Source organism: Nonomuraea sp. NPDC049419 (assembly GCF_040676995.1).
Lineage (GTDB): Bacteria > Actinomycetota > Actinomycetes > Streptosporangiales > Streptosporangiaceae > Nonomuraea > Nonomuraea salmonea.
Genome location: NZ_JBFAQB010000006.1, coordinates 76,543 through 95,418 on the forward strand (window position 1 = coordinate 76,543; position 18,876 = coordinate 95,418).

General features: G+C 70.8%; 22 protein-coding genes and 1 pseudogene. 8 read left to right on the forward strand and 15 right to left on the reverse strand.

Going from position 1 to position 18,876, the window contains the following annotated elements; all coding sequences use genetic code 11:
• Window positions 1-61: 61 nt before the first annotated feature.
• Window positions 62-1,267 carry a cytochrome P450 gene (locus AB0K12_RS20015; RefSeq protein WP_364562914.1) on the reverse strand — a complete coding sequence of 402 codons (1,206 nt, stop codon included), beginning with the start codon at window positions 1,265-1,267 and terminating at the stop codon, window positions 62-64.
• A 91-nt stretch (window positions 1,268-1,358) separates the two neighbouring features.
• Here AB0K12_RS20015 and AB0K12_RS20020 point away from each other — a divergent pair, with 91 nt between their 5' ends.
• Window positions 1,359-1,985: a TetR/AcrR family transcriptional regulator gene (locus AB0K12_RS20020; protein WP_364562917.1), complete on the forward strand. Its 627-nt coding sequence runs from the start codon at window positions 1,359-1,361 to the stop codon at window positions 1,983-1,985.
• A gap of 5 nt (window positions 1,986-1,990) precedes the next feature.
• Here AB0K12_RS20020 and AB0K12_RS20025 read toward each other — a convergent pair whose 3' ends face one another.
• The 4 genes from AB0K12_RS20025 to AB0K12_RS20040 all read right to left on the reverse strand — a co-directional run bounded on the left by AB0K12_RS20025 (window position 1,991) and on the right by AB0K12_RS20040 (window position 5,759).
• Window positions 1,991-2,686, reverse strand: coding sequence for an NAD(P)H-binding protein (locus tag AB0K12_RS20025; protein WP_364562920.1), 696 nt, complete (start codon window positions 2,684-2,686; stop codon window positions 1,991-1,993).
• A 135-nt stretch (window positions 2,687-2,821) separates the two neighbouring features.
• Window positions 2,822-4,423 (reverse strand): aldehyde dehydrogenase family protein, encoded by a 1,602-nt coding sequence (locus tag AB0K12_RS20030; RefSeq protein WP_364562923.1) that lies wholly within the window; start codon window positions 4,421-4,423, stop codon window positions 2,822-2,824.
• Between the two features lie 3 nt (window positions 4,424-4,426).
• Window positions 4,427-5,011 (reverse strand): EF-hand domain-containing protein, encoded by a 585-nt coding sequence (locus tag AB0K12_RS20035; RefSeq protein ID WP_364562926.1) that lies wholly within the window; start codon window positions 5,009-5,011, stop codon window positions 4,427-4,429.
• Between the two features lie 121 nt (window positions 5,012-5,132).
• Window positions 5,133-5,759 carry an NAD(P)H-dependent oxidoreductase gene (locus AB0K12_RS20040; protein ID WP_364562929.1) on the reverse strand — a complete coding sequence of 209 codons (627 nt, stop codon included), beginning with the start codon at window positions 5,757-5,759 and terminating at the stop codon, window positions 5,133-5,135.
• A gap of 112 nt (window positions 5,760-5,871) precedes the next feature.
• Here AB0K12_RS20040 and AB0K12_RS20045 point away from each other — a divergent pair, with 112 nt between their 5' ends.
• Window positions 5,872-6,492 (forward strand): helix-turn-helix domain-containing protein, encoded by a 621-nt coding sequence (locus tag AB0K12_RS20045; protein ID WP_364562931.1) that lies wholly within the window; start codon window positions 5,872-5,874, stop codon window positions 6,490-6,492.
• Window positions 6,493-6,517: 25 nt separating this feature from the next.
• Here the strand turns inward: AB0K12_RS20045 and AB0K12_RS20050 are convergent, their stop codons facing one another.
• Genes AB0K12_RS20050 through AB0K12_RS20065 form a run of 4 tightly spaced genes read right to left on the reverse strand, consistent with a single transcriptional unit; the run spans window position 6,518 to window position 10,982 of the window.
• Complete coding sequence (locus AB0K12_RS20050) at window positions 6,518-7,651, reverse strand: alpha/beta hydrolase (RefSeq protein WP_364562934.1); 1,134 nt, start codon at window positions 7,649-7,651, stop codon at window positions 6,518-6,520.
• Window positions 7,652-7,663: 12 nt separating this feature from the next.
• Window positions 7,664-9,052: a S41 family peptidase gene (locus AB0K12_RS20055; RefSeq protein ID WP_364562937.1), complete on the reverse strand. Its 1,389-nt coding sequence runs from the start codon at window positions 9,050-9,052 to the stop codon at window positions 7,664-7,666.
• Window positions 9,049-10,101, reverse strand: coding sequence for an ABC transporter permease (locus tag AB0K12_RS20060; protein ID WP_364562940.1), 1,053 nt, complete (start codon window positions 10,099-10,101; stop codon window positions 9,049-9,051). The genes AB0K12_RS20055 and AB0K12_RS20060 overlap by 4 nt, the downstream gene beginning before the upstream one ends.
• Entirely contained in the window at window positions 10,098-10,982 is an 885-nt protein-coding gene (locus AB0K12_RS20065) for an ABC transporter ATP-binding protein (RefSeq protein WP_364562943.1), read from the reverse strand. The genes AB0K12_RS20060 and AB0K12_RS20065 overlap by 4 nt, the downstream gene beginning before the upstream one ends.
• A 327-nt stretch (window positions 10,983-11,309) precedes the next feature.
• Here AB0K12_RS20065 and AB0K12_RS20070 point away from each other — a divergent pair, with 327 nt between their 5' ends.
• Together AB0K12_RS20070 and AB0K12_RS20075 are read left to right on the forward strand one after the other, a co-directional pair.
• The gene (locus AB0K12_RS20070; protein ID WP_364562945.1) at window positions 11,310-11,438 is read left to right on the forward strand and encodes a hypothetical protein; all 129 of its coding nucleotides are present in this window, start codon (window positions 11,310-11,312) and stop codon (window positions 11,436-11,438) included.
• 31 nt (window positions 11,439-11,469) lie between these two features.
• Window positions 11,470-11,892 carry an HAD family hydrolase gene (locus tag AB0K12_RS20075; protein WP_364563944.1) on the forward strand — a complete coding sequence of 141 codons (423 nt, stop codon included), beginning with the start codon at window positions 11,470-11,472 and terminating at the stop codon, window positions 11,890-11,892.
• 54 nt (window positions 11,893-11,946) lie between these two features.
• Here the strand turns inward: AB0K12_RS20075 and AB0K12_RS20080 are convergent, their stop codons facing one another.
• Entirely contained in the window at window positions 11,947-12,939 is a 993-nt protein-coding gene (locus AB0K12_RS20080) for an L-threonylcarbamoyladenylate synthase (protein ID WP_364562948.1), read from the reverse strand.
• Window positions 12,940-13,261: 322 nt separating this feature from the next.
• Entirely contained in the window at window positions 13,262-13,606 is a 345-nt protein-coding gene (locus AB0K12_RS20085) for a helix-turn-helix domain-containing protein (RefSeq protein ID WP_364562950.1), read from the reverse strand.
• 160 nt (window positions 13,607-13,766) lie between these two features.
• On the opposite strand from AB0K12_RS20085, the gene AB0K12_RS20090 reads away from it, so the two are divergent.
• Together AB0K12_RS20090 and AB0K12_RS20095 are read left to right on the forward strand one after the other, a co-directional pair.
• Window positions 13,767-14,975 carry an MFS transporter gene (locus AB0K12_RS20090; protein WP_364562953.1) on the forward strand — a complete coding sequence of 403 codons (1,209 nt, stop codon included), beginning with the start codon at window positions 13,767-13,769 and terminating at the stop codon, window positions 14,973-14,975.
• Between the two features lie 2 nt (window positions 14,976-14,977).
• Window positions 14,978-15,403 (forward strand): hypothetical protein, encoded by a 426-nt coding sequence (locus tag AB0K12_RS20095; protein ID WP_364562956.1) that lies wholly within the window; start codon window positions 14,978-14,980, stop codon window positions 15,401-15,403.
• Here AB0K12_RS20095 and AB0K12_RS20100 read toward each other — a convergent pair.
• The 3 genes from AB0K12_RS20100 to AB0K12_RS20110 all read right to left on the reverse strand — a co-directional run bounded on the left by AB0K12_RS20100 (window position 15,393) and on the right by AB0K12_RS20110 (window position 17,229).
• Window positions 15,393-15,755 (reverse strand): hypothetical protein, encoded by a 363-nt coding sequence (locus AB0K12_RS20100; protein WP_364562959.1) that lies wholly within the window; start codon window positions 15,753-15,755, stop codon window positions 15,393-15,395. The two genes, AB0K12_RS20095 and AB0K12_RS20100, sit on opposite strands and share 11 nt — an antisense overlap.
• A gap of 77 nt (window positions 15,756-15,832) precedes the next feature.
• Window positions 15,833-16,282, reverse strand: coding sequence for a group II truncated hemoglobin (locus tag AB0K12_RS20105; protein WP_364562962.1), 450 nt, complete (start codon window positions 16,280-16,282; stop codon window positions 15,833-15,835).
• A 20-nt stretch (window positions 16,283-16,302) separates the two neighbouring features.
• Complete coding sequence (locus AB0K12_RS20110) at window positions 16,303-17,229, reverse strand: oxidoreductase (RefSeq protein WP_364562964.1); 927 nt, start codon at window positions 17,227-17,229, stop codon at window positions 16,303-16,305.
• Window positions 17,230-17,325: 96 nt separating this feature from the next.
• Between AB0K12_RS20110 and AB0K12_RS20115 the strand changes: the two genes are divergently transcribed.
• Together AB0K12_RS20115 and AB0K12_RS20120 are read left to right on the forward strand one after the other, a co-directional pair.
• Complete coding sequence (locus AB0K12_RS20115; RefSeq protein ID WP_364562967.1) at window positions 17,326-17,994, forward strand: DNA-binding response regulator; 669 nt, start codon at window positions 17,326-17,328, stop codon at window positions 17,992-17,994.
• Window positions 17,995-18,070: 76 nt separating this feature from the next.
• A pseudogene (locus AB0K12_RS20120) lies at window positions 18,071-18,274 on the forward strand (alpha-L-rhamnosidase C-terminal domain-containing protein); the annotation flags it as partial.
• Between the two features lie 114 nt (window positions 18,275-18,388).
• On the opposite strand, the gene AB0K12_RS20125 reads toward AB0K12_RS20120, so the two are convergent.
• Window positions 18,389-18,853: a hypothetical protein gene (locus tag AB0K12_RS20125; RefSeq protein WP_364562969.1), complete on the reverse strand. Its 465-nt coding sequence runs from the start codon at window positions 18,851-18,853 to the stop codon at window positions 18,389-18,391.
• Window positions 18,854-18,876 lie beyond the last annotated feature (23 nt).

Consider the following 18,876-nt stretch of genomic DNA (forward strand, 5'->3'; position numbering starts at 1 on the left):
CCGAACGGCTCCACGTCAAGGTTCTCCTGTCTGGGCCGCGGTGGCGGGGGTCCCGTTCGGGTCACCAGGTCACCGGTAGCCGGTGGATGCCGTAGACGAGCGCGTCGGTCTTGAACGGCAGGCGCTCCACGGGGTCCGCCAGTGCGAGGTTCGGCACGCGGGCGAACAGCGTGTTCAGCACGATCTCCAGCTCCAGCCGGGCCAGGTTCTGCCCGAGGCACTGGTGGATTCCGAAGCCGAAGGCCAGATGGTGGCGGGCGCCGCGGTCGACGTCGATCCGGTCCGGCCGCGCGAACACGTCCGGGTCGTGGCTGGCGGCCGCCGCCGCCACGATGACGCCGTCGCCGGCGCGGAAGGTGATGCCGTCCAGTTCGAAGTCCTCGACGACCACCCGGGAGGTGGCGTTGTCGACGACGGAGTGGAAGCGCAGCAGCTCTTCCACCAGTTGCGGGGTCTGCTCGGGCCGCTCCCGCAACCCGGCCAGGAGGTGGGGATCGTCCAGCAGCGAGGCCACGCTCAGCGAGATCATGTTGGCGGTGGTCTCGTGGCCTCCGACCAGCAACAGGAGACCGATACCGGTGAGGGTCTCGCGGTCATAGGCGTCGATGTCGCGGTATTTCGCGATCAGCCGGCTCAGCAGGTCGTCGCCCGGCACGGCCTCCTTGCCCGCGACCAGATCGCTGATGTACCCGCGCAACCACAAGGCGGTGTCGCGTCGCTGCTCGCTCGTCGAGTTGCGGCTCAGGATGATCGTGGTCCTGCTCTGGAACTGGCCGCGGTCGGCGTACGGCACTCCCAGCAGTTCGCAGATCACCAGCGAGGGCACGGGGAGCGACACGGACTCCACCAGATCGGCCGGTCGCGGTCCTGCCAGCATCTCGTCGATGGCCCGGTCGGTGATGCGCTGGATCTCCGGCCGCATCTGCTTGACCCGCCTGACCGTGAACTCGTTGGTGACCATGCGCCGGTGCCGTGAGTGCTCCGGCGGGTCCATGGCCACGAGCGTGCCCTTCAGCGGCACCGAGGCCACGCCGGGAATCAGCTGCGGGAAACCGGGGTTCGCGCGGCTGGAGCTGATCTTGTCGCTGGACAGGAACGCCCGCGCGAGTGCGTGCCCGGTGATCAGCCACGCCTGCGTGCCGCCCTGCAGGGTCACCCGCGAGATCGGCGCCTCCTGCCTGAGGTGTTCGTACTGCGGAGGCGGGCCGAACGGGCATGAGCGGGGCATCGGGTATGCGGGGGCGGTCTGAGCGGTGGAGTTCGTCATGATGTCACCTCTCGAAATAAGAAACCCTTGGTTTCTTGTCCAGACGATAAGCTCGGCAGTCAAGAAACGCAAGGTTTCTTGGGGAGTCGTGATGCCGAACACACCGAGGACGGACCCGTCCGCCACCGAGACCATGTCGCGCCGCCGGGGCGCCGCGCTCGAAGACGCCATCCTGGACGCGGCCCGCGACGAACTGGCCGAACTGGGGTACGCGAAGTCCACGATGAGCGGCATCGCCAGCCGGGCCGGCACCAGCAAACCCGTCCTGTACCGCCGCTGGAGCAGCCTGGCCGAGCTGGTGCTCGACATGCTGGGGAGGCGGTTCGCGAACGTGCCGGCCCCCGACACCGGCGATCTGCGCGACGACGTCCTGGCCCTGTTGCGCCAGGCGCGGGCCACCCTCGCCGGCACCAGCCGCGACACGGTCACCGGCTTGATCGCGGACACGGTGCACGATCCGCGGCTGGAACAGCGGCTGCGGGACCTCATCGCCGGTTCGGCCCTGTCGGACGCCATGACCACCGTGCTGGAGCTTGCGGCCGAGCGCGGCCAGATCCCGCCGGGCCCCTGGCCGCGACGCGTGGTGACCCTGCCGATGAGCCTGCTGCGGGACGACTTCGTCGTCTTCGGGGTCCGGCCGTCCGACGCCGACCTGGTCGCCGTCACCGACCAGGTGTTCCTTCCGCTCCTGGGTGCCCATCGCGAGAGCCGGGAGTGACCCCGTCAGTTCTTGGCGAACGCCTCGCGGCGGAACCACCGGAGGAATGTGGGGTTGTCGACCGTGGTGATGACGCTGAGCGTGGTACGGACATACCGGTCGTCGTCCAGGAGGGCCAGCATGCTCGCGGCCAGATCCGTCCGGGAGGTGAACCTGGCGTCGAGGTGGCCCTCGGCGAGGACGTAGTCGGTCACCGACGGCAGATGGTAGAGCCCGCTGGGACGCAGGATCGTCCAGTCGAGATCGCTGGCGCGGACCAGCTCCTCCATCCGCCGCATGTCGTCGTACAGCGTCCTGCCCAGCACCCGCGTCACATAGGGCAGCACGACGCGGTTGAACAGGAACCCGCCCTCCGAGTACGTCTGCGGATCGACCCCGCTCGAGCTCACCACGGCGAGGCGGCGCACTCGATGCCGTTTCATCGCGGCGACGATGTTGGCCGCACCCCGCGAATAGGTGGTGATCGGTTTCTTCCCCGGCGGCACGCCGAGCGTCGACAGCACCGCATCCCGCTCCGCCACGGCGGCGTCGACGGCCTCGGGATCGTGCACGTCGGCGCCGATGACGTCGAGCCGTTCATGGCGCAGGGGAAACGAGCGCGGCTGCCGGGTGATCGCGGCGACGTGGTGTCCGGCGGCGAGCGCCTGGCCGGTGAGGAGCCGGCCGGTGGGACCGTTGGCACCGAAGACGGCAATACGCATGACCATGGTCCTTCCGTACGTGAAGTCGTGGTGTCCGCCCGGAGCCGGAGACGTAGGCGTCGCCGGGCTCCGAGGGGTGAGCACCTCTCCTTCAGGACGAGATGGCCGGGTCGCCTGTGACAGCCGGCTGCCGCGTCACACCACGGGCGGACCGTCCGCCACCGCGGAGGAGTAGTCGAAGAGCAGGTCGTCCGGCACGTCCATCGCGGTGCTGATCCCTTGCAGATGACTGGTGCGCAGCATCGGCAGGTTGGCCTCACCGCCGGGACCGCCGGTGCGCCCGGTGCCGCCGTCGACGGGCAGCAGCGGGACGGGGCCGAGATGGCTGTCGTTGACCTTCAGGGTGCCCCCGTTGCGCACCTCCATCGCGAAGGCGGCGATGACGGCGGGATCGGCGGCCCACAGGGAGTTGCGCAGCCCGTAGCGGTTGGCGTTGAGGAAGGTGATCACGTCGGCGGTACGCGGAGGGTCGGCGATCACCGCGGTCAGCAACGGGCAGAAGGTCTCCTCGCATGCGGCGCGCAGTGATCGTGCCTGCTCCAGTCCGTCCACCTTCAGCAGGGCGGGCCTGATGAACGGCCCTCGCGCGCGCGGCACTCCGTGGACGTCGACGAACTCTCCGCCGGTCACCAGCGTCGCGCCCGCACCGACCGCTTCCGCGACGACCTCGGTGAACTCCGCGCGCCGGACGACCGGGCTGAGGATGACGTCCGGACGTTCCGGGCGTCCCACGGGCAGCCGTTCGATCTCCCGCTGGAGTCCTTTGATCGCGTCATCGGCGATCTCGGGGTGCAGCACGGCGCGGTTGGGTGTCAGGCAGATCTGCCCGGAGGCGTAGAAGGCCTCCAGCATGGCCGTGATCGCCAGGTCCAGGCGCGCGTCCCGCCACACCACCACGGTGTCGTTCGCCGACAGCTCCAGGACCGGCTTCTTACCGTGGCGCAAGCACTCCGCGGCCAGCTCCAGCCCTCGATCGGACGGGCCGAAGTAGTAGATGTCGTCGAGGTCCGGGCTGGCCAGCCACTCCGGTACCGCCTCCCGCACGGGAGCACACAACGCGCTGAACACCCGGTCATGGCCGGCCAGCAAGGGCGCGATCAGCTCATGGCAGACGAACGCCGCGCTGAGCGGGGCGCTGGGCGGCAGATCGACCACGACCGCGTTGCCCGCCGCCAAGGTCATCACCGCGGAGAACACCAGGGTCGCGGCGGCGGCGTTGCGGGCCGGGATCAGGCCGACCACGCCGTCCGGCTTGCGTACCAGCTCGATCCTGCGGCCGTTGACCCGGTGGTCGCAGCTCATCGACCCGGCCGCGACGGTGGCCGTCCTGGGGTGCACCGCCGCCAGCATGGTGGCGATCTCCATCCGCGCGACGCGTACCGGGTGGCCCTCCGCGACCAGAAGGTCCAGCAGCTCGTCCTGCCGGGCGCGCAGCACCCCGTGGAAGGCGGTCACGAAGCCGACGCGCTCGGCCATAGGCACCCTGCCCCAGGCCGGCTGATGGGCGCGGGCGGAGGCCAGGGCCTGGCGCCGCTGGCCGGGGCCGCTCAAGGCGACCCTGCCCACCAGGGACGGATGGGTGAGCGCGTCGGGGCCGGCCTCGCCGGTGTCCAGCGTCGCTTTCAGCGCCCCCATGTCGTACGGCGCCTCCAGCATGTCGCCGACCCGTACCCAATGCACCCATCCGACGCCGTCCGCCGGGTGACCCCCGACCAGCGACCGGTAGCTGCGCAGCACGCCCTAAACCCTCCCGAACAGCCAGTGGCCCAGCGCGTCGGCGCTCTCGTCGGGGTTGCTGTAGTAGTCGCGCATGGCGGCCAGCAGCTCGGTCACGCTCAGGGAACCGCTGCCATCGGTGTCCAGCTTGCCGAAGGCCAGGTCGGCGTTCTCCACGGAGGTGCGCATGACCTGGTGGAACGCGGCGAACTCCGGGCGGCTCACCGTGCCGTCTCCATCGGTGTCCAGGAGCCCGCACAAGGCCTCGGCCATGGGCAGGAACGCCCGGTCGAAGCCGGTGGGATCCTCGACGAACGCTCGCGTCATGCCCCTGCGGTATTCCTGAGGAGTGAGCCGTCCGTCGCCGTTGACATCGGCGGCCGAGCACAGCGCCTCCCAGAACCGGACCATCCCGGCGGCCATGGCGGTCGCCTTCGGCGAGGTCGGCGACTCGCCGAACTGGGCGACCAGGCGCGAGCCGAGTCCGAGCAGGTCGTCCCGTTCGACCGTGCCGTTGCCGTCGACGTCGAGATGCCCGAAACAGGTGTCGATCTTGCGGGTCATCAGCTCCAGGGTCTGCATGTCCAGCCTTCCGTCGGCGACCGTCACGCTGGTCACCTGAGGCAACCAGCCGTACGCTCTCAGTATTCTTGTCGTCACTGAAAGTGAAACCTCTGGTGATGCTGGTGTCTCCGCGCAGCCAGGAGCCCCTTCTTCTTGGAAGAAGTCGTCAGAAGACCTTGGCGATGTCCCTGGCTCGCGCGTCGGCGGCGCACCGCGCGTCGTCCCAGTCGCCGGTGAGGGTGGGATGGAACCGTACCTCCTGGATGTCGGTCAGGCCGGTCCAGCGCAGCCAGTCGCCGAAGAACGTCGACTGATGGTCGGTGCCGAACTCCGGGCCGAGCCGCGGCCCCCAGACCGCGCTCGTGTAGATCACGGCGACTCTCTTGCCACGTCCCGAAAACTGGTGGCCATAGCCGGTCACGGGATCGACCGTGAAGATCCAGCCCGGCTGGCTGACCACGTCGATGAACTGCTTGAGCACGTACGGCACCGAGCCGTTCCACATCGGCACGCTGAACAGCAGCCGGTCCGCGGAGTCGAACCTTTCGAACGTCCGCCGCGCCTTCGCCCAGGCTTCGGCTTCGGCGCCCCGCGGCTCGTTCCCGCCGAACACCGTCATCTTCGCCTTGGCGCCGACGGCGAAGTCCGGCAGCGAGCCGTCCCACAGATCCCAGTGCTCGACCTCATCGCCGGCGTGGGAGTCCTGATACGCCTCCGTGAACGCCCGTGCGATCCGCAGCGACTCCGACGTCTCGTCACGTGGCGAGGCGGAGATGTGCAGCAGCTTGCTCATGGGACTACCTCCAGAAGTGAATGCGGACCACAGTCCGCTTGCTCGCCGAAATATACGGACTTCAGTCCGTTTAAGTCAACAACGGGCTTCGAACTGCACTACAGTCGGACCCATGAACGACGCCGTCGCATCGCATCGGAGGGATCTGCCCCTGTTGTCCGGCGGGGTTCCGCAGGAGCGGGCGGACGCGGCTCGCAACCGGATGAAGGTGCTCGCCGCAGCGGAGCGGCTGTTCGACACCCTTGGAGTGGCCGCCGTGAGCATGGACGACGTCGCCGCCGCCGCCGGCGTCGGCAAGGGCACGCTCTACCGGCGCTTCGGCGACAAGTCCGGCCTCGCGGCGGCACTCCTCGACGAACGCGAGTCCGAACTTCAGACCGCGATGCTGAGCGGGCCGCCCCCGCTGGGCCCGGGTGCACCGCCCGCCGACCGGCTCGCCGCCTTCGCCGCCGCCTACCTCGCCTATGTCGACGCCCACCTCGACCTCGTGACGCTGTCCCAGACCGCGAGCGCCGGGGCTCGGCTCCGTACGGGCTCGCACCGGTTGTGGCGGCAACACTGTGCGATCCTGCTCACCGCCGCCGGCGTCCCGGATCCTCAGATCCGGGCCGACACGCTGCTCGCGGCCCTGACCGCCGAGCAGGTGCGCCACTGGCGCCGGGACGAGAACCGGCCGCTGCCCGATCTCACCGCCGCGGTCGTAGCGATCAGCCACCGCCTCGCGACGGTCTGACGTCCGCCACCTGCTGTCACCGGCCTCAGGACTGTCCGCAGGACGTGGGGCAGAGCTTGGCCTCGGGGTCGCGGGGTTCGTCCAGGAGAGGCTGGGGCCGGGACTTCAGGTGCTGGTCGAGGAAGGCCGCCACGTACGTGCGGGTCAGCTCGGCGGCGCGGGCCCCGGGCAGCGCGCCGTACGCCGGCTTGAGGCCGAGGGCGCTCGCCAGCAGCGGGGAGTCGGTGAAGGACTGGTGGTCGGCGCCGGTCAGGACGATCCAGCGTTTCCAGCCGGTCAGCAGTTTCCAGTCGCGCTCCCACGAGGTGTCCGGGCCTCCGGGGACGTGCTGGGCCGAGCCCAGGAACATGAACGGGCGGGAGAGCCCGCTTCGAGGGATGCGGGCGTAGGTGGTGCCGTCCATGTCGATGCCGGCCCGTACCCGGGGGTCCTTGACCATGGCCGCCAGGGCGCTCGCCCCACCCAATGACTGGCCCACCATGGCGATCTTGGAGCGGTCGATCCTGGCCCACTTCGCGGGCAGGTGGTCGAGGACGAAGGAGACGTCCGCCGCCCTGCCGGCGACCGCCCCCGTACCGAAACCCGGGTCGTTGTCGCTGTCGCAGGCGAGGCAGTCGGCGATGCGCCCGTCGGCCAGGGTCGTGGCGTGGCTCTCGTAGGGGTGGTCGATGCCGGCCACCACGTAACCCCTGCTGGCCAGGTCCTCGGCCAGGGAGGTGAGCGTGCTGATGGGGTTGGTGAAGCCGGGCGAGAGCACCACCAGCGGGAACCTCCGTCCGGTGGGCCGGGCGTTCTTGACGGCGTGCGTTCGTGTGCCGCTCAGGGTGCCGGGCGGCACGCCCGCGATCCGCTTGCCCGCCAGCAGGAGCTCCGCCTCCTTTCGCGTCATGTACGGCGCCGGCGGGCCGTCCTTGCGCGCGGCCGGGTACCACAACGTGACCTTGAGTTCCCTGGCGCTCGCGTCGAGGTTCCAGGGGTCGGGGCGGGAGGTGTCCTTGAGGTGGAGCGCGGTGGTGCCGACCGGGTGGGGGCCCGTCGGGGCGGGCAGGGTGGCGGGGTCTGCCGGGGTGGGCGAGGGCGCGGCGGAGCGGGGCGGGGCCGGTGTGGAGCAGGCGGTGAGGACGGCCAGTCCCGCGGCGACGGCCAGGAGAGGTCTCATGGGAAGGTCCGTTCACTTGTGCAGCAGGGTCAGGGCCTTGTCGAGGGCGGGATCTCGCCCCGCGGCGGCGTCCTGCGCGGTCAGGGGGACGTGGTGGTCGGGGGGCACGCCGATGCGGTCGATCACCTCGCGGTTCGGCCCCAGGTGGCGCCTGGTCGGGAAGCTCAGCAGGGTGTTGTTGCTCAGCAGGTACGGCTGCGCGGGCCCCGAGATCACGCCGGCCGTCCTGGTGCCGATCAGCGGGCCGGCCCGCAGGTCCTTGATCGCGGAGCTGAAGTGCTCGCACGCCGAGGCGCAGCCGCGGTCGGTGAGCACGGCCAGCGGGAGGCCGACCAGTTCGACGGTGTCGTCGGTCCGGGAGGTCTCGCACCTACCGGCCACCGTGCACTGGTAGGCGGTGACCTTGCCATGGACGAACGCGCTCACCAGCCTGGTCGCCTCCAGCGGGCTGCCGCCGCCGTTGCCCCGCAGGTCCAGCACGACGCCCGACAGCGTCCGGCCTTCGCGCAGCCGGGAGATCGCCCGCAGGACCCGGTCCGCGGAGTCCGGCGCGAAGCCGCGCATCCGGACATAGGCGACGTCGTCCAGCAGCTTCGACTGCACCACCTGAAGCGTGGCCAGGTCCCGCTGGAACAGGCCGGGCTTGAGCGTCACGCTCCAGCGACGGTCCTCGCGCAGCAGCCGCAGCAGTACGGGCCGTGCCTCCGGGTACCGCGGATACAGCTCCTCGATCGCCGGGCCGGCCTTCCCGCCGATGAAGGGCGCCGAGCCGTTGATCTCCTCGATGACGTCGCCGGGCCGGAGCCCGGCGGCCCGCGCCGCGCCGCCCTGCACGGCGGTGACGAACAGCGGCGGGAGGGCGACGTCCGGGTTGCGGGCGTTGGCTTCGAGGCCCAGGCCGTAGCCGTCGCCGTCGTAATAGTCGGGCGGCCGTGCGTCGCCGTGCGCCCAGCGGGCGTGGTTGTCGCCGAGTGCAGCCACGACGGCCTCGAGGGTGACGACGGCCAGCCTCTCCCGCAGGTCCGGCACCTGGTCGGTGACCTTGCGGTAGGTGGTCTCGAAGGCGGTCCAGTCGGTGGCGCGGTCGCCGGTCAGCGGCGGCATGACGGCTTCCGGTACGTCCTTGCCGTTGCGGTTCAGCTCCTGGGTCAGGGCGGCGAATCCGGCGGTCAGCAGCGTGCGGGCGTCCAGGGTGGGGCCGCTGTAGTAGGTGCCGAGGAGGCAGAAGTAGGCCTGCTCGACGACGTCGATCGTGGTCGGTGTCTCCGCGGCGGGCGGTCCCTTCGGGGCGGAGCAGACCGTACTGGAAGCCTTGCCCGCCTGGCCGCGCGGCGGCGCGGGCGCCGAGCAGCCCGCCGCCAGCAGGACGGCCACCACGGCCGTCACCATCCTCCCTGTCATGACGGGCGCCTGCGGATCCACCAGAAGGACGTCCAGGTCAGGATGAGGGTGAGCAGGGCGTAGATGCCGGTCTCGATCCACTGGAACGGCCAGAAGCGCTCCAGGGGATGGTAAGTCGCCTGCTGCCGGTAGCCGAGCCGGTTGACCTCGGCCATGCACGTGTCCAGGACCGGTGCTCCGGAGGGCGCGCAGGGTCCGGACGTCGTCGAGACCTTGACGACCCCCATGCCGGACTCGGAGCCGGTGATCGCACGTCCGGACGGATCGACGAGCTCGCTGGACAGGACCCAGGCGCCGGCGTGCCCCGGCACAGCCGCGTTCAGACTTATCTCGATTTGTCCGCCTTTATCGCGATTCATCCCGACTCCGTCCACGTTCGCCTGGCTGAGCTCGAACGTGCCCGTGACCGTGGGCATCAGGTGGGGACGTACCACCAGCGGCATGGCGATCTGCAGCGCGGCGAAGATCGCCAGGGTGAGGGCCATGGCGGGCAGGGCGCGGCGTACCAGCATGCCCACGGTCACGCCCAGGACGAAGGCGAACACCGCGTACCCCATCGGCGCGATGCCCCGCGCCCCGAACACCAGCGGCGCCATCAGCGCCAGCTCGTCCGTGGCCGACTTGTCCAGGGGGTCGGACCACCAGGTCACCGCGAGCCCGCACAGGCCGGCGGCGGCCATCGCCACCAGCCCCGTGAAGCCGAGCTTGACGGCCAGCCAGCGGGTGCGGGTGATGCTCTGGTTCCACACCAGCAGGTGCGTGCCGGTCTCCAGCTCGCGGCTGATCATCGGGGCGCCCCAGAACAGCCCGACGACGGCGGGCAGGAGCAGCGCGATGAGGCTGACGGCCATGAAAGGCATGTCGTAGGTGTCGAAGAAGCGGTCGTAGAAGCGGCCGCAGGTGTCGTCCTGGGTGCAGGCGGCGATGCCGGCGGCGTACTCGGAGGCCAGGCCCGGGCCGGTCACGGCCAGGACGATGGCGAGGACGACGAGCAGGGCGGCCATCATCGCGGCCGGGCCGCGTAACTGGCGCCAGGTCAGCCAGATCATCGCTGCACCTCCAGGGCGACGTGCGGGCTCGCGGCGGGGTCCATGTAGGCCAGGACGAGGTCCTCCAGGCTGAGCCGGCTGACCGTCCAGGCGGGGTCGTGGATCGGGGAGCCGGCGCGGATCACGTACGTGCTCTGCCGCTCGGTGTGGCGCGCCGAGACGACGTGCTGTCCTGCGGGTGACAGGCCGGGGTCGCGGCGCGGGCCGGTGAGCCGGTGGTGGGTGGCCAGCAGCGTGTCGACCTCCCCTGTGACCTGCACGCGCGAGTCCACCAGCACGATCAGGTAGTCGCAGGTGCGTTCCAGGTCGGAGACCAGGTGCGAGGAGAGCACGACGCTGACCTCGTGCTCGACGACGGCCTCCATGAGGTGCTGCAGGAACTCCCGGCGGGCCAGCGGGTCGAGCGAGGCGACCGGTTCGTCAAGGATCAGCAGCTCGGGCCGCTTGGCCAGGCCCAGGGTGAGGGCGAGCTGGGCACGCTGGCCACCCGACAGCCTGCCCGCCCGGTGAGCGGGGCCGAGGCCGAGCCGCGCGATGCGGTCACGCGCCATGGCCGCGTCCCAGCGCGGGTTGAGCCGCGCGCCCAGCCGCAGATGATCGGCGACGGTCAGCCCCGCGTACACGGGAGTGTCCTGAGCGACGAATCCGACCCTGGCCAGTTGCGCGGGCGTGCTCGCGGGCCGCCCGCCGAGCACCGTGATGCCGCCCGCCGTCGGCTCGAGCTGGCCACAGGCCAGCTTCAGCAATGTGGACTTACCGGCCCCGTTGGGGCCGACCAGGCCGGCGACGCGCCCGGCGGGGATGTCGAGCGTGCACTCGCGCAGCGCCCAGCGCCTGCCGTATCTCCTGCCCAGACCCTGGGCTCGCATGACGGAAGTCACGCCATGTCCTCCGATCAGCCGTCGCGGCTTTTCTCCATTTATCTAGACTCCTAGTACTTTAGGCTTCTAGATGTGAGCGGAACATAAGAATCGCCCAGCCCCGGCCGCGCGAGACAGGGGAGCCGCACCGATCGCACCCGTCCCACCCCCGACCAAGGGGCAGGCCATTCCCTTCCGGTTCATGGCGCGGCGCCTGAGCGTCCGGCGGGCATCACTGCCTCCTGCCGGTGCTCTTCAGAGGCGCCGCGCCGAACGCCAGCCTGAATGGGTCAGCCGGTACGACGTGGCACCGGGCAGGCCAACATCCCGCCCCCGCTGGAGCGGATCTTGACGATCACCGGCCTGCGCAGCGCATTCCAGGTCAAGGCATCGGTGGAAGAGGCCATCCAGACGCTACAGGCACCGCCCCAGCTCCAGTCCCCGCAGTCACCGACGGCAACCGAGGCGGGCGAATGACCTTCGCGTCCGTCCGGGAACACTGGACGTCATCACGCCGGAGAATCTTGCCGCGCTCGACGTGCTGCTGGCGGAGGGACGTCGCCTCATGCTGCTGACCTCGCGTACCGAAGCCGAGATGGAGCATCTTCCGGCTCCGGAACACGTGCTCGCCGACCGGCTCACCGCGGCCTATCACGCAGACAACACGCCCTTCAGCAAACCAGACCCCCGCGCCTTCGCCCCGCTCCTTGCCGACACCGGGCTGCGGCCGGACGAATGCGTGTACGTGGGAGATTCGCCGAGCGACGGGCAAGCGGCCAACGGCGCCGGCTTACACTTCATCGCCTGCCTGCACAGCGGCATCCGCCGGCCTCACGACTTCGCCGCCTGTCGTGTCGACGCGTTCATCGACGCCTTCCCCGACGTGGTCGGCGCCGTGGCGAATCTGGAAGGAGCGCTGCGCGGGCCGTAATCCTGCGCGCCCGGGGCAGACGTCATGCGGCGGCGTGACCGGCGTCGGTGCCGATCACGCGGCGGGTCGAGGCCCTGCGGCGCGGCGCAGCCGGTTGGCGATCGCGGCTCCCAGCCCCTGCTCCGGCGGCAGGGACGCGACGATGAGGTCACAGCCGCGCTGGTCGAGCTCGCGCAGGAAGGCGTACAGCCCCTGCGCGTAGGCGGCCATCGAAGCCGGCAGCGCCACCACGGCGTGCGCCTTCACCTCGGCGCCGGCGAAGGCAGGGGGAAGCAGGACGCCCACCTGGTGGCCCGACTCCTGCACCCGTTCCGCCTCGGCGATCACCTGCTCGGGCTCGACGAGCACGACCCGGGCCCGCGGCGCGTAGTGCGAGGGATGCTGGCCCGGCACCCGTACCGGGCTCGTGGCGGGAGCCGCGAGCGGGCGGCCCAGCGCCGCTTCGAGATCTTCACGCGTCACTCCGCCGGGCCGAAGGATGCTCACAACCTCGCCCCTGGCGTCGACGATGGTCGACTCGACGCCTACCAGGCAGGGCCCGCCGTCCAGCACGACGTCGACGGCGTCACCCAGTTCGGCGCGGACGTGGCCGGCCGTGGTGGGGCTGACCGAGCCGAAGCGGTTGGCCGACGGCGCCGCGATGCCGCCGCCGAAGGCCTCAAGCAGCGCGAGCGCCACAGGATGGGCGGGCACCCGCACGGCCACCGTCTCCAGGCCGCCGGTCGTCTCCAGCGGCACCCGGCCGCCGCGCCGCAGCACCAGCGTCAGCGGCCCAGGCCAGAAGCGCTCGGCCAGCAGCCGCGCGGCGGCTGGAATGTCCGCCGCCCAGTCGTCCAGGTGCTCCGCGCCGCCGAGGTGGACGATCAGCGGGTGGGACGGCGGGCGGGCCTTGGCCTGGAAGACGCGCGCGACGGCGGCGCCGTCGGCGGCGTTGGCGCCCAGGCCATAGACAGTCTCGGTCGGGAAGGCCACCAGACCTCCACCACGCAACACCCCGGCCGCGCTGTCGATGGCCGCGCGGTCGATGTCACCATGTCTTGCCGTCACCCTCGAAATCCTCTCACTGTTTTCTGCCGCCGGATTCCGCGCAGGATGGGGTCGCTTCGAGCATGTCCGCCTTGACGTTGCCGAAGGTGGTCTCCGGCTTGGGTGCGATGCCGTCGGCGAACGCCTGCCTCGTTCAGTCCGAGAGCGTGAAACATCGCGCCGATGTAGAGCAGTTCCGGGTCGAAGCTCAACCGGCGACCCGATAGCCAGCGAGGACGTAGTCCAGTCTCATGGCTCTTTGCCCTGTCTCGTCGGCTTTTCGCCCTGGCCAGTTGACCTCCTTCCCAAGAGCTTCGATCTCTTCTGCGCAAGCGAATAACCCCTACCAGCTCGCGAGGACTTCGCGGCCCTGAGGGATCGTGAGGTCGAGGAGGCCGGGGAAGCGGGCGTCGAGGTCGTCGCGGCGGAGGCTGTTCAGGCGCCTGGTGCCCTCGTCGCGCTGGCGGATCACGCCGGCCTCTCGCAGGACCTTGAAGTGGCCGCTCTGGGTGGACTTGCTGACCGGCAAGGCGAACGTCGCGCATGCCAGTTCCCCGTCGGGCCAGACGTCGGCGAGCCGGGCGACGATCGCCAGCCGCACCGGGTCGCTCAGGGCGGCGAGCACGGTGGTGAAGCGCAGGTCGGCGCGGCCGGGGTGGATGAGTTCCGTGGCGGTTCTGCTGGCCATGGGTCCAGGGTACAGCTCATGTTCGTAGTCTCCGAACATGTGTTATGTTCGGCAAGTCCGAACATGAATCGCCTCTGGAGGGACCATGTCCGTTGATCATCGCGTCGTCGCGCCAGGCCGCCTCAAAGACACAGCCGCCGCCCCAGGCCAACGCGAAGGCGTGCCAGGCCAACCCAAGGACGCAGGCCGCGTCGGAGAGCCGGCGGTCGCGACAGCGCGGTGGAAGTTCTGGGGCACCGCGTACGCGATGCTCGTCCTGCTGACCGGCACCAACCTGCCCACCCCGCTCTACGGCGGCTACCAGGCGAGGTTCGGTTTCTCGCCGCTGGTCGTGACGCTGATCTTCGCCGCGTACGCCGCCGTCCTCATCCCCTCCCTGCTGGTGGCCGGGCCGCTCTCGGACGCCGTCGGACGGCGGAAGGTGCTGCTGCCGGCGGTGGCCGTGGCGGCGCTGGGGTCGGTGGTGTTCGCCGTCGCGGAGAGCACGGCGTGGTTGTTCGCGGCCCGGATTCTGCAGGGGGTCGCTCTCGGTGCGGCCTCGGGGGCGTTGACCGCGGCGCTGGCGGAGCTCGAACCGACGGGCGACCGTCGGCGGGCGGCGCTGGTGTCCACCGTGGCGGCCGCGGGCGGGCTCGGCCTGGGGCCCGTGCTGGCGGGGGCGCTGGCCGAGTACGCCCCGGCGCCGCACGTCCTGCCGTACGTGCTGGAGATCGTGCTGCTGGTCCCGGCGGCGGCCGTGATCGCGGCGCTGCCGAACAACGAGGTGAGGCAGCGCTGGCGGCCCCGGCGTCCCGAGGTGCCGGAAAGCATGCGGCCGGTGTTCGCGACCAGCGGGACGGCCAGTTTCCTCGCCTTCGCCGTGGTCGGCCTCTTCCTCTCGCTCGTCCCCACGTACGTCGCCACCCTGTCGGGCAGCCACAACCTGGCGGTGAGCGGCGCGGCCGTGGCGCTGATGCTGCTGTGCTCCGCGCTCGCCCAGCTGATCGGGTACGGCAGGCCGGCCCGGCGCCTGGAGCAGGCCGGACTTCCGCTCCTGGCCGCCGGGCTCGTCCTGCTGGCACTGGCCGGCAGCGTCGCCTCGCTACCCCTCCTGCTCGCCGCGACCGTGGTCGGCGGGATCGGGCAGGGGCTGGCGTTCCTCGGCGGGCTCACCGCCGTGAGCCAGGCGGCCCCGGCAGGCCGGCACGCCGACGTGCTGTCCAGCTTCTACGTGATCATTTACCTCGGCGTCGGCCTGCCGGTGATCGGCGTCGGCCTGCTCGCCACCGTGGCAGGGCTGCTGACGGCGGTGCAGTGGTTCGCCGCCGTCGTCGCCGCGGCCTGCCTGGCAGTGCTGGCCGTACGCCGCCCCACCCCCCTGGAGAGCTGACCATGGACACCACCGCACTCGAGGCCGCCTACACCGACCTCCTGGCCACCGCGAAAAGCATCAGGGGCCCGGAGGCCGACTGGACGCTGAGCCACATCGCGCTGAGCGACCGCATGCTCGCCGCCGCCGCCCGCCGGTCGCGGGCGGGCCTGCTCGTCACGATCGACAACCGCGAAGCCATGGACGTGGACGAGCTGATCGCCTCGACCACGCACGCCGACCGCATCGACTTGGTACGCCACCACGCCGCCGACCTCGTCACCGCGATCGCGGACCTCGATGGAGACGCCCCCGTACGCCTCCATCTGGTCACCCGCACCGGAACGCCCGTCCCCGACCAGGACCTGCCCTGGCAAGACCTGATCCGGATCCGCGCGACCGAGCACCTGCCCGGTCACGCCGCCCGGCTCAGGCGGATCAGCAGGTGATCTTCCTGCTGATGTTGGTGAAGTTGCCGGTCTTCGCCGTCTCGACGTAGACCCGCCAGTCGTGGGTGCCGCTGCCGCACTTCGCCGGAAGGCCGACCTTCTTGTCGGAGTCCTTGGTCCAGGTGTCGGAGTTGATGGTGTTCCAGCCGTACCAGTCCTTGCGCTGCACCTTCAGCGTCATCCGGCCGCAGTCGCCGATCCACGTGACCACGCCACTGACGCGAGCGCCGTCCTTGTACGGAATGCCCGGACTGACGTGACACGCCAAGGCGGTGGCGGCGTGAGCGGGCTGGACGCCCGCGAGCAGTCCGGCGGAGATGGCCAGGGCGCTGATTCCGATCGACAGCCGCATGAATGTCCTTTCGTTCCTTGACTGGATGAAAGGAACGCTACGGGCCCGCGGTATGTCGGCGGTATGCGTCAAGGGACTCAGCGCTGCAAGCCGTCCCACGACCACCGGGGAATGGTCATGCCCTCGGGGACGTCGTCGGGCGAGTCGGGGTAGCGGGCCATCGCCGTGGTGGTGGCCCAGGCGAAGTAGTCGTGGAGCACCTGCCTGAGCCGGTCGTCCGCGCGCAGGCCGACGTCGTCGAGCGCCTGGTCGAAGCAGGCGATCGCACGCTGGTCCATCTCCTCGTGCGGGCCGTTGCCGCTGTGCAGGCGGACGACCTGCGTCTCGTCGCCGTGGGAGGCGGAGTAGGTGGCGGGCCCGCCGAGGGCCTCGGCCCAGTAGGCGGCCAGCCGTTCGCTGTGCCGGGGGTGGAACCCGTGGCTGAAGGCGTGGGCGACGACGTCGTCGGCCATCACCCTGGCATGCCACGCCTCGGCCAGGCGGAGCAGGCCCTCGTCGCCGCCCGCCGCCTCGTACACGCTCGTCATGCGCCGAGTATGTCAGCGGGCTACGACAGTTCGGCGATGCCGTCGAGCAGGGCCATCTCGTCGGCGGTCAGCCGGAGGGCGCCGGCGGCGATGTTCTCCTCCAGGTGAGCGAGGTCGCCGGTGCCGGGGATGGCGAGGACGTGGTCGCCGCGGTGCAGGGTCCAGGCGAGGCGGATCTGCGCGGGGGTGGCGCCGTGGGCCTGCGCGATCTCGGCAACCTCCGCCTGGCCCGCCTCGTGGTGGTCGCCGTGCGGAAGGGCGCCGGGGATGGCGGCGGCGACGGAGAAGAACGGCACGAACGCGATGCCGTGCCGCCCGCACGTCTCCACCAGCGCGTCGTCCTCGCGCTCGGTCAGGCCGTACCGGTTCTGCACGGACACCACCGGCGCGATCTTCATCGCCTCGACGAGCTGCTCCTCGGTGACGTTGGAGACGCCGAGGTTGCGGATCAGTCCGGCCTCGCGCAGCGCGGCCAGGGCGCCGAAGTGCTCGGCCAGGGAGCCGGGCACGCGTTCGAGCCCGGCTCCCCAGCGCAGGTTGACCAGGTCGAGGTGGTCGCGTCCGAGCTGGCGCAGGTTCTCCTCGACCTGGGCGCGCAGCTCCTCGGGCCTGGCGTACTCCTCGAAGCCGCCGTCCCGCGACCGGCCCGGGCCGACCTTCGTGGCGATGACCAGGTCCTCGGCGTATGGCTGGAGCGCCGTGCTGATCAGCTCGTTGACCGAGCGGGTGGGCAGGAAGTAGAAGGCGGCGGTGTCGATGTGGTTCACGCCCAGCTCGACGGCGTGGCGCAGCACGGCAAGGGACTCGGCGCGGTCTTTGAGCTTGGGGGCGGTCGGCGCGCCCGCCACGCGCATCGTGCCGTAGCCGATCCGGTTGACGGTACGGTCGCCGAGTCGCCAGGTGCCGGCCGCGGCGGCGTCAGGGGTGCTGTTCAGGTGAGTCGTCATGGGACTCAGCGTGCAGGCCGGGCTCGCCATGAGCCGCGGTCTGGCAACAAGCTGCCGACCTGCCCGTACCGTGGGAGCATGGCGCAGAATCGAGGGGTGAGCAACGAACTGACCCGCGTGAGCGAAGCGGTCGCGGTCGTGTACGGCGAGGAGGAGCTGTTCCGCAGGACCGCTCACCTGTTCGCCGCCGTCACCGACCTGGCCTGCGCCGCCAACGACCTCGCCACCTGGGCCTACAGCCATTCGCCCGAGATGCCGCCCATGTCCGATGGCTCCCCCCGCGACGTCCGGGTCCGCAAGCTCTACCGGCCCGGCCTGCTGCTCGACTCGGTGTCCGCGCGCGAGCTGGCCCGGCGCCGCGACAGCCTCGGCGCGGAGATCCGCATCAGCAAAGAGGAGCTGAACGAGACGATCATCCTCGACCGCCGGGTGGTGATCCTGGCGGGCGACCTCACGGCCGGTCGGCGCGGCTACAGCGTGATCTCGCAGCCGGAGATCGTGCAGGGTGTGATGTCGCTGTTCGAGACGGCATGGCGGTCGGCGACCGACCTCGCCGTCTACGACGCGCAGGTCGCCGAGATCCGGCAGCTCGCGCCCGCCGTGCTCGACCTGCTCGGCCAGGGGGTCAAGGACGAGACCGCGGCCCGCAGGCTGGGGCTGGGCGTGCGGACCTACCGGCGGCGGGTGGCCGAGCTGATGGAGGCGCTCGGCGCGGAGTCCCGTTTCCAGGCGGGCGTCCGGGCCCGTGAGCTGGGGCTGGTGTAGTCAGCTCACCATGCTGGAGGAGCCGCCCACCCCTTGATCGCGCCCGCCGTCATGCCCGCCACGATCTCTGGCCGGCATCCGCGCCGCCTCCATCGCCTACCGCCCGGTGGCCATCGAGCCCAAGCCGGTCGGCGACCTCACCTCGATCAAGGGCGAGTACCGCACGCCGCAGGGCGTGGTCAGGTCCGAGTGGCGGCGCTCTGCTCGCACGTTCACGCTGTCGGCCGAGATCCCGCCCAACACCACGGCCGAGGTACGGGTCCCCGCCGACCGGCGGCCCACCGTCAATTCGCCCCGCGCCGACTTCCTGCGCCTGGAGAACGGCCACGCCGTCTACGAGGCGCCACTCGGCTCCTACAGCTTCGTAGCCGGCCGAGCAGGTGCGAATCGCCCCTCAGGTCGCTTCGTCGAGCTGCTTGGCGATCCGCTCCAGGCCGTCTTTGATGAGCCGGCCGTAGTCGTCGTCGCCGAGCACGTGGATCTCGTCCCGCGCCCGCTGCAGGTGCTCGCGGGCGCCGTCGAGATCGCCCAGCTTGCGGTAGCACTCGCTCAGGTTGAGGTGCAGCGACGGATGAAGGCCGGCCACCGACAGCGGCACCCCCGCCTCGGCCACCCGCTCATCGGTGACGCGATCGGCAGCGGCCAGCGCCCGCAGGTCCCACGTCAGCTCCTCGTGCACGTCGTCCTGCACGTCGGCCATGGAGTGAGCGAGCACGCAGACGTGCAGCGGATCACCCTGCTCACCGCCGATGTCCTCCCAGATCCGCGCGAACAGCTCACGGGCCGCGTCACGCTCACCACGCTGGTGGTGCAGCTCGACCCCCTCACCGATGCGGGCCATCGTGGGATCGGGGTACATCGGCGGCTCCTTCACCTCGGGGG

Excerpts from the sequence above, each read along its gene's own strand:
- AB0K12_RS20105 (WP_364562962.1), bottom strand. The coding sequence starts at position 16,282 with ATGACGAGCGTGTACGAGGCGGCGGGCGGCGACGAGGGCCTGCTCCGC.
- AB0K12_RS20110 (WP_364562964.1), bottom strand. The coding sequence starts at position 17,229 with ATGACGACTCACCTGAACAGCACCCCTGACGCCGCCGCGGCCGGCACC.
- AB0K12_RS20025 (WP_364562920.1), bottom strand. The coding sequence starts at position 2,686 with ATGCGTATTGCCGTCTTCGGTGCCAACGGTCCCACCGGCCGGCTCCTC.
- AB0K12_RS20015 (WP_364562914.1), bottom strand. The coding sequence starts at position 1,267 with ATGACGAACTCCACCGCTCAGACCGCCCCCGCATACCCGATGCCCCGC.
- AB0K12_RS20095 (WP_364562956.1), top strand. The coding sequence starts at position 14,978 with ATGGACACCACCGCACTCGAGGCCGCCTACACCGACCTCCTGGCCACC.
- AB0K12_RS20050 (WP_364562934.1), bottom strand. The coding sequence starts at position 7,651 with ATGAGACCTCTCCTGGCCGTCGCCGCGGGACTGGCCGTCCTCACCGCC.
- AB0K12_RS20100 (WP_364562959.1), bottom strand. The coding sequence starts at position 15,755 with ATGCGGCTGTCGATCGGAATCAGCGCCCTGGCCATCTCCGCCGGACTG.
- AB0K12_RS20060 (WP_364562940.1), bottom strand. The coding sequence starts at position 10,101 with ATGATCTGGCTGACCTGGCGCCAGTTACGCGGCCCGGCCGCGATGATG.
- AB0K12_RS20020 (WP_364562917.1), top strand. The coding sequence starts at position 1,359 with ATGCCGAACACACCGAGGACGGACCCGTCCGCCACCGAGACCATGTCG.
- AB0K12_RS20125 (WP_364562969.1), bottom strand. The coding sequence starts at position 18,853 with ATGTACCCCGATCCCACGATGGCCCGCATCGGTGAGGGGGTCGAGCTG.
- AB0K12_RS20085 (WP_364562950.1), bottom strand. The coding sequence starts at position 13,606 with ATGGCCAGCAGAACCGCCACGGAACTCATCCACCCCGGCCGCGCCGAC.
- AB0K12_RS20040 (WP_364562929.1), bottom strand. The coding sequence starts at position 5,759 with ATGAGCAAGCTGCTGCACATCTCCGCCTCGCCACGTGACGAGACGTCG.
- AB0K12_RS20055 (WP_364562937.1), bottom strand. The coding sequence starts at position 9,052 with ATGACAGGGAGGATGGTGACGGCCGTGGTGGCCGTCCTGCTGGCGGCG.
- AB0K12_RS20045 (WP_364562931.1), top strand. The coding sequence starts at position 5,872 with ATGAACGACGCCGTCGCATCGCATCGGAGGGATCTGCCCCTGTTGTCC.